This is a genomic window from Leptolyngbya sp. FACHB-36 (assembly GCF_014695955.1).
Lineage (GTDB): Bacteria > Cyanobacteriota > Cyanobacteriia > Leptolyngbyales > Leptolyngbyaceae > FACHB-36.
Genome location: NZ_JACJPG010000631.1, coordinates 1 through 14985 on the forward strand (window position 1 = coordinate 1; position 14985 = coordinate 14985).

Annotated in this window: 14 protein-coding genes and 1 pseudogene; 7 read left to right on the top strand and 8 right to left on the bottom strand. The window is 54.2% G+C overall.

What is annotated here, in order from left to right; genetic code table 11:
- The 3 genes and pseudogenes from H6F43_RS19190 to H6F43_RS19200 all read right to left on the bottom strand — a co-directional run.
- Positions 1-1365 (bottom strand): annotated as a pseudogene (locus H6F43_RS19190) (hypothetical protein); the annotation flags it as partial.
- 24 nt (positions 1366-1389) lie between these two features.
- A complete protein-coding gene (locus tag H6F43_RS19195) occupies positions 1390-2718 on the bottom strand; it encodes a P-loop NTPase fold protein (protein ID WP_190344461.1) in 1329 nt (442 codons plus the stop codon).
- Between the two features lie 46 nt (positions 2719-2764).
- Positions 2765-3181, bottom strand: a complete 417-nt coding sequence (locus tag H6F43_RS19200; protein ID WP_190344463.1) for a single-stranded DNA-binding protein — start codon at positions 3179-3181, stop codon at positions 2765-2767.
- A 203-nt stretch (positions 3182-3384) separates the two neighbouring features.
- Between H6F43_RS19200 and H6F43_RS19205 the strand changes: the two genes are divergently transcribed.
- Positions 3385-4104 (top strand): DUF4079 domain-containing protein, encoded by a 720-nt coding sequence (locus H6F43_RS19205; protein ID WP_190344465.1) that lies wholly within the window; start codon positions 3385-3387, stop codon positions 4102-4104.
- Positions 4105-4254: 150 nt separating this feature from the next.
- Positions 4255-4461: a glycogen debranching protein gene (locus H6F43_RS19210; RefSeq protein WP_190344467.1), complete on the top strand. Its 207-nt coding sequence runs from the start codon at positions 4255-4257 to the stop codon at positions 4459-4461.
- 48 nt (positions 4462-4509) lie between these two features.
- Here H6F43_RS19210 and H6F43_RS19215 read toward each other — a convergent pair whose 3' ends face one another.
- A complete protein-coding gene (locus H6F43_RS19215) occupies positions 4510-5493 on the bottom strand; it encodes a phosphotransferase (RefSeq protein WP_190344469.1) in 984 nt (327 codons plus the stop codon).
- Between the two features lie 250 nt (positions 5494-5743).
- Here H6F43_RS19215 and H6F43_RS19220 point away from each other — a divergent pair, with 250 nt between their 5' ends.
- A complete protein-coding gene (locus H6F43_RS19220) occupies positions 5744-7615 on the top strand; it encodes an aminopeptidase P family protein (RefSeq protein WP_190344471.1) in 1872 nt (623 codons plus the stop codon).
- Here H6F43_RS19220 and H6F43_RS22430 read toward each other — a convergent pair.
- Positions 7612-8133, bottom strand: coding sequence for an SH3 domain-containing protein (locus H6F43_RS22430; RefSeq protein WP_242025769.1), 522 nt, complete (start codon positions 8131-8133; stop codon positions 7612-7614). The two genes, H6F43_RS19220 and H6F43_RS22430, sit on opposite strands and share 4 nt — an antisense overlap.
- A 413-nt stretch (positions 8134-8546) precedes the next feature.
- On the opposite strand from H6F43_RS22430, the gene H6F43_RS19230 reads away from it, so the two are divergent.
- Entirely contained in the window at positions 8547-9380 is an 834-nt protein-coding gene (locus H6F43_RS19230; protein WP_190344473.1) for a Cof-type HAD-IIB family hydrolase, read from the top strand.
- A 207-nt stretch (positions 9381-9587) separates the two neighbouring features.
- On the opposite strand, the gene H6F43_RS19235 is transcribed toward H6F43_RS19230, so the two are convergent.
- Positions 9588-10439 (bottom strand): methyltransferase domain-containing protein, encoded by an 852-nt coding sequence (locus H6F43_RS19235; RefSeq protein ID WP_190344475.1) that lies wholly within the window; start codon positions 10437-10439, stop codon positions 9588-9590.
- 109 nt (positions 10440-10548) lie between these two features.
- Between H6F43_RS19235 and H6F43_RS19240 the strand changes: the two genes are divergently transcribed.
- Both H6F43_RS19240 and H6F43_RS19245 read left to right on the top strand, forming a co-directional pair.
- Complete coding sequence (locus H6F43_RS19240) at positions 10549-11892, top strand: TrkH family potassium uptake protein (protein ID WP_190344477.1); 1344 nt, start codon at positions 10549-10551, stop codon at positions 11890-11892.
- A gap of 135 nt (positions 11893-12027) precedes the next feature.
- Positions 12028-12732, top strand: coding sequence for a TrkA family potassium uptake protein (locus H6F43_RS19245; RefSeq protein WP_190344479.1), 705 nt, complete (start codon positions 12028-12030; stop codon positions 12730-12732).
- Between the two features lie 118 nt (positions 12733-12850).
- On the opposite strand, the gene H6F43_RS19250 is transcribed toward H6F43_RS19245, so the two are convergent.
- Both H6F43_RS19250 and H6F43_RS19255 read right to left on the bottom strand, forming a co-directional pair.
- A complete protein-coding gene (locus tag H6F43_RS19250) occupies positions 12851-12979 on the bottom strand; it encodes a Photosystem I reaction center subunit IX (RefSeq protein WP_190344481.1) in 129 nt (42 codons plus the stop codon).
- Between the two features lie 45 nt (positions 12980-13024).
- Positions 13025-13522 (bottom strand): Photosystem I reaction center subunit III, encoded by a 498-nt coding sequence (locus H6F43_RS19255; protein WP_190344483.1) that lies wholly within the window; start codon positions 13520-13522, stop codon positions 13025-13027.
- 163 nt (positions 13523-13685) lie between these two features.
- On the opposite strand from H6F43_RS19255, the gene tsaD reads away from it, so the two are divergent.
- Entirely contained in the window at positions 13686-14744 is a 1059-nt protein-coding gene (gene tsaD / locus H6F43_RS19260; protein ID WP_190344485.1) for a tRNA (adenosine(37)-N6)-threonylcarbamoyltransferase complex transferase subunit TsaD, read from the top strand.
- Positions 14745-14985: the final 241 nt, after the last annotated feature.

Consider the following 14985-nt stretch of genomic DNA (forward strand, 5'->3'; position numbering starts at 1 on the left):
GTGGTCGATCGCCGCAGTACCATTGCCCAATTTCCCCTCGGCTCTTGCCAGCAGCAGCAAATACCAGCCTTGGTGATACCGTCGCGCCAGTTCCAAACTCGTTTCCACGTGGGGAATCAGCAAATCATCGTCAGAAACTCCGCTTTCCGCGTCCTCTAGGATGCTCAGCGCAGCCTCAACATGCTGCTTTGCACTCATCCAATGCTGCTTGGAAAGCGCCACTTCCGCCAAAAAGCCGTGATCTCGCGCTTGCCGGACCGGATCGGCGTAGAGCTTGTGCAGCACGAGGGCATTTCTCGCCAAGATTTCCAGCTCGTCCCAGCGCTCCAGCTTTTGCAGCACTTCGGCTTGCGGAATAATAAACTTGGCAATTAAATCTAGCCGATTTGCCTGCTCAAACATTTCCAGGCTGCGCTGGAAATACGCTAGCGCCTCTTCACAGGCGGGGATGTACGCTGTTCGCTGCATGACCGCGTAGGACCGCCAGCACAACCCAAGGTGCACCAGAATGCAAGCAGCACGCTCTAACGCGGATGGCAGCCGCTCATAGGTGGATTGGAACGGCGGTTTGCGATCGTCCTTAATGTTGCCGCTGTTGTCCTGCCAGAACTCCAGACTGCGCTGGTAGCACTCCTGCGCCATCTCCAATTCGCCTTGGCTCTGGGCGTCTCGTCCCAGCAAAAAGTCGAGGTCTGCCTGAAGCTCTGGCTCTAGCGGCTGACCGCTGGCATGAATATCATTCAGGGCAAATTCGAGTTCGGTTCGACGGAGGGCATTGCTTCGCAAGCTGAACGGTGGCGTGGACAGCACCCACTCACCGCCCACATCTAGAATGCTGGCAAACAAGCGATCGGTGTGGTCCTTGAGCGAGTGAATTAACTCTGAAATGGTCAAATCGAACTGAATAATGGCGTTTCCCGCCCAGCTTTTAAGGTCGGGAGCCAGGCGATCGAACGTGTGCAGCACGCGATCATTGACCCACAGCACCAGCGGAAACGGCAGCGTTTTGCGCAACTCCTCGCGCACAATGTTCGTTGCCACAAGCACTTGGTCGAGAGCCGCCACGGACTCTAGCCCAAAAATCATCAGCGCCTGCGGCGGAGGTGACTCGCTGGCAGGGGGTGCCATTGCGTGCTGAATGGTGGTGTACAGCGTTTTTGCGGTTTCTGGCAGCGTCAGCGTCTGAAGCGGAACCGGGCAGCGTTCTTTCAAGCGGACAACGATGCGATTGCGCAGTTCCACATAGTTGCAGCGCACCACAATTAAGGCGAACTGATCTTGGGCAAGCGTGATGGCACGAACGAGGGTATTCAGGGCACGATCGTTGTCTGCCTCAATGTCGCGGAATGGCTCGGTGCTGCTCATAGGTGCGGCTGTTGCATAACGCAATTATGACGCCGATTGATTCTCTGACCAGTCCTGATACTTCTTGGTTTCTGCCAGCACGGGATTAATACCAAACCAGCCACCTTGCGGGTCTTGATACTCAAACACAAACATGCTGCGCAGCAGCATCTGATATTCCAAATCGCCTTTAGCGGTTTGCTGGTCCACGACCTGAAAAATCTGCATCCACTCCACATCGTCGATCGCCCGCGCTAGGGCGTCCCGCTGTCCGCGAATCACTTGCTCTAGATCCTGGCGGGAAAACGGTGGATCGCTTTGCTGAATGCAGTTGCACAGCAAGCCCAGCAGGTTTCGCACGTGCCCACCGCTGACCAGACAGAGGCGATCGAGGGTGTCACGGCTGTCAAATACTTCCCGCAGGCGGGCAGTCTGCTGAATCAGTGATATTCCAGGAAAGGCGCGAGCAAACACCATCTGTCGCAGCAGATCGATGCCTGCTTCGTAGCTATTGCCGTCGCGCTGCCGCACAGGAACCATCGGCAGCACCTTCGGAGCCAACCCGCCGCCAAATCGCTGCCGCACGGTTTCGCTTTCATTGGAGTACACAAGCGCCAGCGGAATGGTGTAGACCAAGTGACAATTCAGCTTGGAGAGCTGTTCGCCCCGATCGATGAATAGATACTCCGGCTGCGTCCGTCCGGAGGGTAGCTGTCGCGCATCCACGCGATCGAGGTTGTCGATAATGACCACCAAGCCGCGTTTGCTGCGCTGCTTGAGCCGATCGATCGCCTGACCCAGCAGTTCGTCGTTGATCGATCGCAGAATTCCGTTCGTGCGCGGCTCCATGTACTGCCGCAGTTGGCTACGAAGCCTCGGACTGTCCTTGGTGCGAGCGGTGATCTTGCTGATGCCGACCGAGAAATCCACCGAGGTGAACTCGATCGGCGTTTGCAAAATCTCGCCAATCTCGGTGAACAAATTGGTAAAGTAGCTCGGCTTGAGTTTGATCTGCTCAGCTTCGAGCTTTTCGCTGACCTGATGCGCGATCGCCATCAAGATATCCGTCACGTCTACATCGGACATGTCCAGATCCTGACTGGACTCGAAGTAGACGACATAGAAGCCTAACTCTTCTAGCTCCGCTTTCAACCGCAGCAGTTCCGTGGATTTACCGCAGCCGACATGTCCCGTGAATAGTTGACAGGTGCGATCGTTCGGCAGAAGCTCGATCGTTCGCTTGAGTTCTTGAATGATGTTGTTGCCCCGCACCGGAGCAAAGTCAATGTAAAACTGGCGGTCTTGCGGATCGCCATACGACAGCGTGCGGCTGGGGTTGCAGGCTTTGAGAAACTGAGCAACGTTGATGGGCATCAGACAATCAACCAGAGAAGTACAAAGCGCTCGGCTTGCCTCTACCCTAGCGATTATTTGCGCCGTTGCTGACCAAAACGCGATTAACTCGATCGGGAATCGGCTCTACCTCGCTCAACGCTTTGAACGTTACCAGCCGTTCATAGAGCGTTTTGCCTTCGCTGTCTTGCTCACCCGTTGAGCGGCTGAACCAGATGGCTTCGCCAAATTTGTTGCTCGGCGATCGACGCAGGAACTGCTTGCCACCCCATTCGACGATCGTCGCACCGTGCTGGTCGCTAGCGATTACCGTTGCTTGAATCGACGCCCAGTTAAACTGCAAAAAGTCGGCTAAGGGCTTGACCCAGTTGGGCGCTCGCTGCTCCGTAGGGGCGATGCGTTCCAGAGAAACCGCAATGCGCTCTAGAGCGTGAAGTTGCGCCTCTTGAATGGCGAGCCATCGTTCGACTTGCTGGGGAGTCATAGGTCCATCAACCGCTTACAGATTAAGTACAAATATACTATTTTTGAGCGGCGCTGTCCTCCGTACAATCGCAGCAGTCCGCCTGCATACCTTTTTGCCACAAAAACTAAGAATCGACAACGGGATAAGGAATGCGACAATAGCGGCAGCGATTCGCTTCATGCTTTATCAATACGCCTGCATCCGCTCCTTCGGAGGTTGATATGTATCTCGGTTTTGAAGATGTGCTTCGACTGGTTCATCCGGCGATCGCGGTGCTGGTTGTGTTTCCGCTGCTGGGGATGGTTGTACGGATGGCGTGGCAAACTCGGCAGCGCCGCTTAGAAACGGCTAAAGGCGGCAAGAGTAAGATTCCGCCCGTCGTGGGGCAGGAGCATCTACTGCTGGGTCGGTGGTTGACCGGAGCCGTGGTTGGCGTTGAGCTGTTGGGTATTACTCGCCCGCTGGTCGATAACATTGTGACAAAGCAAATCTGGAGCACGGACCCGTTCAAGGTTGCCTTTATCGGATTGCTGTACATCGCGACGATTTCCTCGCTGGTGCTGCTGTTTCGGGCGCAGCCAAAACTGTGGCGAGGAGTCTTTGCGACGCTGAGCGGGATGGGCGTTGTGATTTTGAGTTTGCAAGACGGAATTTATCGCCGCGACGAGGAATGGTACGCTTCCCACCTCTACTCCGGCATTCTCGTGACGCTGCTGATGATTTTTGCGCTGGCGATCGTTCCAGACATTTACCGCGATCGATCCAACCGCTGGCGGGTCGTTCACATCGTTGTTAACTGCGTTGCGCTGCTGTTCTTTGTTGGGCAAGGACTCACAGGAACTCGCGATCTGCTAGAAATTCCGCTCAGTTGGCAAGAGCAGCACATTTACAAGTGCGACTACCCGAACAAGCTGTGTCCAGAACCACCGAAGCAGGGATGAGGCTAGGGGAGTTGAGATCTGCGCTTCTCGCTCCCTGTTGCAACAAGCGGTAAAGTCCTGTGAAGTAATGGATGACGTGCGTTTGGCTATGCGATTGTATAAGCGTGTAGGCTCAATAAGCTTCTAGAAAGCCAAAGGAATGAGGGCGCTATGGCAATTTGGGTAAACGAACAAATTGACCCATCTGGGATTCTCTATTCGTGCATTGCTTCCTGCGATGAAGACCACGCGAGAGACTGTCATCGATCGTTTGAGCAAGGGCTGACCGAAACACAAAAAGCCGACGGTTGGGTTGCTCGATTGCGAACCGTAGACTCGTGGGATGATGTGCCAGCAAATGCTCTAAAGCTGGATTGAAGCCAGCGATCGGTGGTTGAGCATCGGGCAAATGCAGTGTTTAGTCGCTCACTTTAGAAACAGGAAGGTCTCGCCCTGTAAATATAGGTGCAAGTGGTTTTTGACGACATAAGGAACAGCACGAGAAAGCCACTCGTGTTCCTGTGGGTTGGCGCTGAGAAAAGCGAAGTTTTCCACGGTCGCCCCTACAAAGAAGACCTCAACGATGCGTTGATAATTTGCTGGTAGTGTCCTAACACTTGTATAGCCCTCGAAGAAATGCAAACGCAGTGATGCATCAATGTCTCCAATCGATTGGCCGATGTCGTAAAGATAGAAGCCAAAGCCACAACGCGAAAAGTCGATCGGGCGCACTTCTTCGCCATAGAGAACGTAGTTGCCTTGGTGAAGATCAGCGTGAATTAAGCCCCAAGTGTCGCGTGTCTGTTGAAGACTAGACATGAATTCTTGAACTTGCGCGGCAGCCTTTTGGAACACTTGATAGTCGTCTGTTGAGATTGTTCCACGTTGCACCAACACACCAAGTTGAGACGTTGCGGATCTAAGCTGCTCCACGTCGTGTGTGGGACGAGAAAAGCCAGCGGGTAACGACCAACTGCTTGCATGTTGGTGCAGCTGTGCCATCAGCCTACCCAGTTGGCAAACTTGCTGCGCTGTGGGTTCGCTATCAAGATGTTTGCCTTCTACCCACCGCAGCAACGAGCAAGATATCGAAGACCCAAATTCTTCCCTTGCAAAACTTGTAACCCATTCGCCCAAACGATTCTGCACAGGTTGGGGCACGGTTAAGTTTGTGTCGTGGACGATCGCGTTCAGCCATAGCAACTCGGATTGAATGGCTGATGGCTCTCTCCAAGCATTCTGCGAACCATCGCCAGTCGCCTCGATACCAACATGGAGGCGAAGTAAAAACTGATCCCCTGTGGGTGTTTCGACCTGAAATGTCGTGTTTTGGCTTTGCCCTAGGAATCTCAGTTGAGCATTAGCCAAGTCGTAATATTTCAGAGCGGCTTGAGCAATTTCTTCATTCATACCGTTGTCTGTCTGTTCCGACCTTTTGCTGCGTTCAAGCAATTTGTGTACTCAAATTTTGATGCCATTGCTCTCCTGTTGCGCATTGCTGTATGGCAACTCGGTCGTTCTGGAACTGTAGTCGTTGTAGATTTTGACCCTACCGAATGTCTGCGATCGCGTTAGCCACACCCAGCAATCCTGAGATGCGGTTATCCGATAGAACCTCCTACAATCCTAGACAGACCTTCTATACTCATGCGTTGACCCAATGACATCCGTTGATCTGCTTCAACTTCCAACTTCCACGCCTGCTGCTGCAAAACTAGCGGAGTTGCGATCGCTGCTGCACCGCCATCAACTCGACGCCTATCTGATTCCGTCTGCCGATGAGCACCTGAACGAGTATCTACCCGAAGCAAAGCAGCGGCGCAGTTGGATCAGCGGCTTTACAGGATCAGCGGGAGATTTGCTGGTGGGGCGCGATCGAGCGTGGCTGTTTATCGATTCGCGCTACTACGAGCAGGCAGAGTTAGAAGTAGACGCCGCGATCGTCCAGCTTTGCAAGCCAGGATTGGAAGACCACAAAACGCTGGAAGAAATTCTGGAAGACTTGGGACGCGACGCCGCCAAAACAGGCGGCGAGTTTCGCTTAGGCTACGATCCGTTTACCACCGCCGTCCATCAGTTTCAAACGTTCCAGAAGCGGGTGGAACCCTGCGGTGTCGTATTAGTCTCCATCAGTGGAAATTTGGTGGATCAAGTGCGGGCTCAAAGTCCCTGGCTTGAAGCAGAGCCATTGCCGACCTACGCAGCGTCGCGGCTGTTTGCCGTGCCAGATGACCAAACGGGCGAGACGATCGCTCAGAAGCTCGATCGCGTGCGTGAGAAGATGCAGCGGAGCAACGCCCACATCCTGCCGATTACCAAGCTGGATCAGATCGCGTGGCTGTTTAATCTGCGCGGCTGGGATGTGCCGTACAATCCCGTGTTCATTGCCTATGCGATCGTCACGTCTGATGCCGCGTTTTTGTTCACGAACCTAGACCGCATCGATCTCGCTGTACAGGAGACGCTCCAGTCCTGTGCAACGCTGCTGCCCTACGAGCAGTACGCCGAAACGCTAAGGTCGCTGTTGAACGACAAGCGGCGCGTGCTGCTCGACCCAAAGCACACGACAATGGGCACGCAACAGTTGGTGACGGGTCTGATCGTCGAAACGAGCAGCCCGATCGAGGGTCTGAAAGCCCGCAAAAACGAGGTCGAAATTGCCCAGATGCAGCAGGCGAATCTGAAGGCGAGTCGGGCAAAAACCCGCACGCTGAAATGGATTGCCGATCGCCTCGCAAGCGGTGAGCTAATCACCGAAGCCGACGTTGCCGCGACTGTAGAAGGCTTCTACGCCGAGGAATCTGGATTTCAAGGCCTGAGCTTCAACACGATCGCAGGCACCGGGGCAAATAGCTCGATCGTCCACTACGGCACGCCCAATCCCCAGCAGCCGCTTCAGTTTAGGGAATTTCTACTGCTCGACTCTGGTGCTCAGTACGCCTCCGGCACCACCGACGACACCCGCACCATCATCGGTGGTGATCCCAGCCCGGAACAGATCGATCGCTACACCGAAGTCCTGAAAGCGCACATCAATTGCGCCATGCAGCGATTTCCGAAAGGCACGACCGGAGCACAACTCGACGGGATTACGCGATCGACCTTGTGGTTTGCCGGACTCGACTATGGACACGGCACCGGACACGGTGTCGGCGCGTTTCTCAACGTCCACGAAGGACCCAACGGCATCAGCAAGCGCGTTCAGGAGCCGCTAGAGCCTGGTATGGTGACGAGCATCGAGCCGGGCTACTACCAGCCAGGTTGGGGCGGCATTCGCATCGAAAATCTGTACGTCGTACGAGAGCTACCCTCAGAGCCTAGCGAGGACAAAGCGCCCAAAACGCCGTGGTACCAGTTCGAGTCACTGACCTATATTCCGTTCGATAAGCAATTAATCGACTGGAACCGCCTCGACATCCGCCAGCGCGAGTGGCTGACGCAATACAACCAGGCGATCATTGAAAAACTCGCGCCCACCCTCAGTTCAGAAGACGCCGACTGGTTGAGGGCTGCCTGTCAACTTGGAGATTAGTTTGCGTAAGACAGATTCAGCAGATCGCCACGCACCCAGCCTTCGGCGCGAGACGCGAACCGGACGCGGTACCACATAAATCCGTCTTTGCCTTGCGTGCTGTTGAGCACCTGAACCCGATCGCCATGCACGCCGTAGTGTGGAGAGGATGCTTGTGTCGAAGGACCAGAGCGCACGTTAACGCGGGCACCGGGAGAGCCGCCGTTCAAAGTAGCGGATGTAGAGCTAGCAACGCTAACAAAATCTCCGCGCACCCAGCCCTTCGCACCGGAGGAAAACTGGATGTAGTACCAGGGATACCCATCTCTGCCCTCGGTTTGGCTCAGCACTTCGACGCGATCGCCCACCAAGCCAAAGTGAGGCGAGCTTGCAGTCGTAGTGGGTGCAGACCGAACGTTGATGCGGCTGCCAAGGTCTGAGCCACTCAGCACCGCCGGACGAGCAAACGCAGGAATGGCAAGGCTGAGCGATGCAGCAGTCGCAGCAAACAGCGCGAGAAGGGTACGTTTTACAGACATGATGAAACCTCTTGGGAATAAAAATAGGTTGGGGCACAATCGTTGGAGCCAGTCGATCGCCGTAGTCGTACCAATTCGGAATTCGGAGTTCGGAATTGCAAACGCTTGATTCCATCTGTTTTCTAGCCGATCGCCATAGCCAGCCTTGCAGAGGGACGATCGTCTCTCTACGACAGGTGACTGAATGAAATGCTTGGGCGATTCAGAGTGCTATGGAGCGCACTGCTGACTCCGAGTCTGTCCCTGTTGGTAGTTGGTATCTACAGCGCAGAAGGAAGCAATTCCGCAACCGCTAGCAGCGAACACGGTTGTAAAACGAACGGGGTCCACACAGGCTGGAATGCCCCTCGCACACTCTCTACAAACCCAGACCGGAAATTGCGTACACTTGAGGCGGATGTAAGAGGTGAACGATGCAAAAGCCTTCTAAGGATGCGATTCGATTGCTGGTGCTCGATATCGACGGCACGATCGCGGGGGTCGATAATGCCGTCCGTGAACCTGTGAAGCAAGCGGTTCGTGCCGTGCAGGACCGTGGGGTTCAGGTGGCGATCGCAACGGGACGGATGTATCGCTCTGCCTTGCGCTTTCATCACGACATTGGCTCGACGCTGCCGCTGATGGCGTATCAGGGCGCACTCGTCAAAGATCCGGCGACGCAGACGATTTATCGCCACTGGACCGTGTCTAAAGATTTGGCATCGCAGCTTCTCGATCACTTTGAACAGCCGGAACTGCGCCAGGTGCTATCGGTCCACTTCTACATCGATGACCAGCTTTACGTCCGGGAACTTTCGTCAGAAACCAAGATTTACGCTGAGCGATCGGGCATTGAGCCGATCGCCGTTGGAGATTTACGCTCCACCTTGGGCACGGAACCGACCAAGGTTTTGGCACTCAGCGATGATGTGGACCTGATTGATCGGCTACTGGGCAATCTCCGCCGTCACTACACTCCGGCAGAACTCTACCTCACAACCTCGGTTGCCACATTCTTTGAGGCAACGAATCCGCTGGTCAATAAAGGAACTGCCGTGCGCTATCTGGCAGAAGAGCATTTGGGGCTGGCACCAGAAAACGTGATGACGATCGGCGACAACTTCAACGACGTGGAGATGCTGGAATACGCTGGGATTGGCGTCGCTATGGGCGATGCTCCGGCAGATGTTAAAGCGATCGCCGATTGGGTTGCGCCCAGCGTGGAAGTGGATGGGGCAGCGGCAGCGATCGAGGAATTTCTGCTGTAGAGGTCTACTTAAAATCTTTTCTCAGAGCTTTAAAGTCTAAGAACTTTAAAATCAGAAAGGGCACCGACGACTTGCCGTGTTTCGTCTCGGTGCCCTTGCTGGTTCGCTCCTCACACAATAGGAGAATACTCCATCCAAAGCGGTTTGTCACGAATCGGGCGATAACGATAAGTTATATCCCCCTATTGGAGGATAGGATCTCTAACTTTATCGAGTGGCGTATAGTAGCCCAAATCGCACGAGTCCCTTCTCATACCCCCGCTGCATGAGTCCCAGCGACAGAGCCGCCTGAATCGTCGTCCAGCCGGATGTAAGTAAGCCTACAATCGCGGCTGGACTCAATGCCGAATCAATCACCACATCCCAAAATGGGGCAACCGCTTGAGACCAATCGGCTGTGCGAATCTGCTGGAAATCGAGGGTTTGGGCGATCGCCGCGTACTCTGGCAGCGACAGCACGTAAGGCAGGCAGTAGACGCGGTAGATATCAGACAGATGCGCTTGCTCAGCAGCCGTTAACGGCTGCTGGTCGATCGGGCGGTGGCACCACGTTACCATCAGAAAGGTGCCACCCGGTTTCAGCACCCGATGGCACTCGCGCATAAACTGCGTTTTGTTGGGCATGTGTTCGCCGCTTTCCAGCGACCAGACGAAATCAAACGACTGATCGGCAAAGGGAAGATCGAGCGCGTTGGCGACCTGAAACTCAGCGCGAGGGGTTCCGGCTGCTAATCCAGCCGCATCGGCACGTTGGGCAGCGCGGGCAGCCTGAACGGGACTGAGCGTGACGCCAGAGACGATCGCGCCGAACTTCTCCGCTAGATACAATGAACTACCGCCGATACCGCAGCCAACGTCCAAAATCTGCTCGGCATGATCGATCGATGCCCACCGAAGTAGCTCCTCGATTAAGTCAATTTGTGCCTGTCGGCGGTCTTTCTTCTGGGTGCCGTCTGCGCCATAGTAGCCGTGGTGCATGTGCTCTCCCCAAATCTGCTCCCACAGAGGCGACGAGGCATCGTAAAATTGCTGAATTTGCTGATAGAGAGTTGCAGTCATGCGGGTTTCGGTTTGAGGCTATTGCCTTGTTTCGTTATTTAGATATTAGAGACCATAGCGCGGCGCTACTTGATCGCAGATAGCTCACATCCTAAAATCCTTCACGTTCATGACTATCTCTCGCACGATTTGTTTGGGGTTTCTCGCACTGATTGCGATCGGAACCCTCTTGCTGACTCTGCCGATCGCCAGCACTCAAGACTGGAGTTGGAATCAACTTTTAGTCGCTGTTTTTACCTCAACGTCTTCTGTCTGCGTGACTGGACACGCGGTAGTAGACACGGGCACCTACTTTACGACGTTTGGGCACGTGGTGATTATAGGGCTGGTACAAGTCGGTGGATTGGGCTACATGACCGTCACGACGCTTTTACTGCTGCTGCTAGGACGCAAATTTGGCTTAAGGGACAAAGTAGCCCTGCAACAGGCATTGGATCGATCGGGCATCCAAGGTGCCACTCAAGTGCTGCGATCGATCATTGCCACCACGCTGATTTTTGAGATCACGGGCATTTTTCTGCTGCTGTGGGTGTTTTACCCCCGATACGGATTAGACCGCGGGCTGTGGCTGGCAGTCTTTCACAGCATCAGCGCCTTTAATAACGCCGGATTCAGCTTGTTCGTCAATAACCTAATCGATTATCAAGGCTCGCTGCTGCTGAACCTGGTTATCACTGGGCTAATTATCTTTGGTGGCATTGGCTTCGAGGTGATTCTTGAGCTCTACCTGCTTGTGCGCGATCGCCTGCAGCGTCGCGCTGAACCCACAGCGCTGTCGCTGAATTTCAAGGTGGCGGTCAGTACAACCGTGCTGCTGCTGGTACTGGGAACGGTCGCCTTCTTATTTACCGAAAACAATAATCCAGCCACGCTGGAGCCGATGGATTGGTCCACAAAAATACTTGCGGCGTGGTTTCAGTCGGTGACGGCTCGAACGGCAGGCTTCAACACGATCGACGTTGGCAAAATGACCACCGCAGGACTGTTTATCACGATCTTGCTGATGTTTATTGGCGGCAGTCCGGGCGGCACCGCAGGCGGCATCAAAACCACGACGCTGCGAGTTCTAACCAGCAGCACCAAGGCAATTTTGCGGGGCAAGGAAGAGGTGACACTCTACGATCGGCAAGTCCCGCTGACGTTGATCTTGAAGGCAGTTGGAGTAGCGGTGGGCTCCGTGACAGCCGTCATTATCATCACCGTGATGATCTCGCTGTTTGACCCAGAACTGCCGTTTGTGCAAATTTTGTTCGATACGGTGTCTTCGTTTGGCACAGTAGGGTTGTCCAGCGGACTCACGCTTGATCCGAATCTGTCCCCCTACTCGAAGCTGGCGCTGTCTGCCATGATGTACATCGGTCGAGTGGGGGTGCTGCTGCTTATGAGCGCGATCGTCGGCGACCCGAAGCCAAGTTTCGTTCGCTGCCCGGAAGAAAACCTGCTAGTCGGGTAGGAATTTCCGATCTGTTAAGTCTCGCTCTATTCCTGATACTTTAGAGGATGAAGCGGGATTCACTTGCTTTCGCTCACTGTTTTTAGGAGGCGGCACTCTGCCTAACATAGCGGAAGAGGGTGCCGGAAGGTAACGTTGGTTAGTTTATCGTCTCTCGGTTTCTTTCAAAGTTTGCGGAGCGACAGCAAGAATAAGCAGTTTGCAGTAATTGGCTTAGGGCGCTTTGGTCGAGCCGTTGCTGCATCGTTGCATCGTCAAGGTTACGATGTGCTATGCGTCGATTCGGATGAAGAAAAAGTGGCTCAAGCCTTGTCTGATCGCGTTGCTACCCATGCCCGACAGCTTGATTCTACGCAGCCTGCTGCGCTTAGAGAAGCTGGAATTTTCGAGCAGGACACGGTGATTGTCGCGATCGGCAACTACGTGCAGGAAAGCATCATTACCACGCTGAATGTCAAAGAGGGCGGCGTCCCTCACGTTGTCGCAAAAGCGTCGTCAGAGATTCACGTGAAGCTGCTACGGAAAGTGGGTGCAGACCATGTGGTGTTTCCAGAACATGAAATGGGCTGTACGCTGGCTCGATCGCTGACGAAGCCAGGCTTCCTGGAGCGGATTGAACTCGATCCTGAGCACAGCATTGTCGAGTTGATCATTCCCGAACAGTTCGATGGCAGAACGATTCGGGACCTACGGCTCCGCAGCAACTATGGTCTCAACGTGCTGGCGGTGAGCCAGGACGGCAAGTTTGAGATCAATCCCCGCCCGGATAGACTTCTACAGAAGGGAACGGCAATGGTGGTAATTGGCGCAAATAATTGCATCGATCGCCTGCCTATCTAGCGCAAGCGGCGAAGGTTTTAGGCTCTAACGAAAGAGAGACGAATCGGATAACGATTCGTCTCTCTTTACTGTTGCTTTAATCAGCAACCCAAATTACTGGAAGATGGGAAATAGCGAACTATTGCCCAAGAGCCAGCAGATTGGGGTAGAACCAATTGATGATGATGAACGCGCTCAAGGCAGCGCTAACGAACAACACTGCCAAAACTGGAGACAGGGACAGGTATTTCAAGAAGTTGCTAGACATGGAAAATTCCTGCTGAAGTCAATAAAAACTGCTCGACAAGGACTATTAGCGAGGAGAAACCGGCACGCGATCGTCCGGCTCCTGGATTTTGCCGCTGAGGATTTCGCCCACGGCTTGCAGAGGCCAAAGCAGTGCGCCTGCAAAGCATTGAATTGCTAGAGGTACATCGATTTGAATTTCTTTGTACTCCGGCGTATCGCTGAATCGAACGGTGTTCAGGTAGTTTCGACCTGCCCAACCAAGCCATCCAGCCAAATACAAAAACAGCAGTCCAGGAATAATAAATTCACCTGCGTGATCAAGGCGACCATCCGCAATCAAGCGCGGCAGTCCATCATCACGACCGCATAGTAAACCCGCATCTGCGGCTTTCTGGAAGCGATCGGCAGCCGAACCCGGACCTGCATTTTTTGCTCGCTGCAAAAACGCACTGGATTCGCTACAAGGAACGAGAAGACCATTCGGAGCCTCCTGAGCAGAGGCAGACGGCGCAAATCCAAACCAAAGCGTTAGCGCCAAGATTAGAGCAAACAATTGTCGCATGGAATTGTTTCCCTTTAACTACTACAAAAACAAAGTTTGTTGTACAGAACAATTAGGGTTTTCTGACAGGCAAATTCACCAAGTTGAAGCTGTACATTTCAAGCAACCCCTGTTGCAGACTAAGCTACAAGAGGCTGCCTATTCATGAAAAAGGTACCAGCAAATGGCAACGGTTTTGGCAATTGAAACAAGTTGTGACGAAACGGCGGTTGCCGTCGTTAAAAATCGTCACGTTCTGAGTAGTATTGTTGCGTCGCAAATCGCGGTTCATCAGCCGTTTGGTGGCGTTGTTCCCGAAGTTGCCTCTCGCCAGCATGTTGAGGCGATCAATCCGGCGATCGACCAAGCCCTGCAAGACGCCAATCTAGATTGGTCTGCGATCGACGGAATTGCAGCAACCTGTGCACCTGGTTTAGTTGGCGCACTACTGGTCGGATTAACGACGGCAAAAACCCTGGCGCTGCTGCACCAAACGCCGCTAATCGGCGTGCATCACCTGGAAGGACACATTTATGCGTCGTATCTGAGCGACCCAGAATTGCAGCCGCCGTTTCTCTGCTTGCTCGTCTCCGGTGGGCACACCAGTCTGATTTATGTAAAAGACTGCGGCGTCTACGAGACGCTGGGACAGACCCGCGACGATGCGGCTGGGGAAGCATTTGACAAAGTGGCTCGACTGCTGGATTTGGGATATCCGGGTGGTCCTGTGATCGATCGCCTAGCGCAGCAAGGTAATCCCGCTGCGTTCTCGCTCCCAGAAGGACAGGTCTCGCTTCCAGGGGGCGGTTTCCATCGGTACGACTCCAGCTTTAGCGGACTAAAAACGGCGGTGCTGCGTCTAACGCAAAAACTTCGGCAGGACGATCGCCCCCTGCCCATTGAAGATCTTGCCGCCAGCTTCCAGGAGACCGTTGCCAAAGCGCTAACGAAACGCGCGATCGCCTGCGCTCTCGACTACGACCTGCCTGCGATCGTGGTTGGAGGGGGCGTTGCAGCCAACAGCAGCTTGCGGCAGCACCTTCAAGCCGCCGCCCAGCGACACAATCTGCGAGTCCTGTTTCCGCCCATGAAGTTCTGCACCGACAACGCCGCGATGATTGGCTGCGCGGCGGCTGAACATCTCGATCGTGGGCACACCTCACCCTTGACGATCGGCGTTCAGTCGCGGATGCCAATCCATCAGGTGATGCAGCTTTACAAATCAGGCAGCGGGACAAATTAGCTTAGGTAGTCACCCAAATCAGGTTAGTCACCCAAACAAAGGCAACGCGATCGGTCCAGTCGGCTGTACCCAGTAGAGCGCAGGCTATTTGACTGTTTGAGAATGCTTTGGGGCTTAAAACCGCCTTACTGTCCCGAGGCTGCCACGATCGTCCGCACGGTTTCTGCTACCAGTGCAGGCTGCTCGATCATCGCTAAGTGTCCGCAGCTTGCTAACTCCGTTACGTTTGCCCCATCGCCCT

Excerpts from the sequence above, each read along its gene's own strand:
- H6F43_RS19230 (WP_190344473.1), top strand. The coding sequence starts at position 8,547 with ATGCAAAAGCCTTCTAAGGATGCGATTCGATTGCTGGTGCTCGATATC.
- H6F43_RS19250 (WP_190344481.1), bottom strand. The coding sequence starts at position 12,979 with ATGTCTAGCAACTTCTTGAAATACCTGTCCCTGTCTCCAGTTTTGGCA.
- H6F43_RS19215 (WP_190344469.1), bottom strand. The coding sequence starts at position 5,493 with ATGAATGAAGAAATTGCTCAAGCCGCTCTGAAATATTACGACTTGGCT.
- H6F43_RS19210 (WP_190344467.1), top strand. The coding sequence starts at position 4,255 with ATGGCAATTTGGGTAAACGAACAAATTGACCCATCTGGGATTCTCTAT.
- H6F43_RS19240 (WP_190344477.1), top strand. The coding sequence starts at position 10,549 with ATGACTATCTCTCGCACGATTTGTTTGGGGTTTCTCGCACTGATTGCG.
- tsaD (WP_190344485.1), top strand. The coding sequence starts at position 13,686 with ATGGCAACGGTTTTGGCAATTGAAACAAGTTGTGACGAAACGGCGGTT.
- H6F43_RS22430 (WP_242025769.1), bottom strand. The coding sequence starts at position 8,133 with ATGTCTGTAAAACGTACCCTTCTCGCGCTGTTTGCTGCGACTGCTGCA.
- H6F43_RS19195 (WP_190344461.1), bottom strand. The coding sequence starts at position 2,718 with ATGCCCATCAACGTTGCTCAGTTTCTCAAAGCCTGCAACCCCAGCCGC.
- H6F43_RS19220 (WP_190344471.1), top strand. The coding sequence starts at position 5,744 with ATGACATCCGTTGATCTGCTTCAACTTCCAACTTCCACGCCTGCTGCT.
- H6F43_RS19235 (WP_190344475.1), bottom strand. The coding sequence starts at position 10,439 with ATGACTGCAACTCTCTATCAGCAAATTCAGCAATTTTACGATGCCTCG.
- H6F43_RS19205 (WP_190344465.1), top strand. The coding sequence starts at position 3,385 with ATGTATCTCGGTTTTGAAGATGTGCTTCGACTGGTTCATCCGGCGATC.
- H6F43_RS19255 (WP_190344483.1), bottom strand. The coding sequence starts at position 13,522 with ATGCGACAATTGTTTGCTCTAATCTTGGCGCTAACGCTTTGGTTTGGA.
- H6F43_RS19200 (WP_190344463.1), bottom strand. The coding sequence starts at position 3,181 with ATGACTCCCCAGCAAGTCGAACGATGGCTCGCCATTCAAGAGGCGCAA.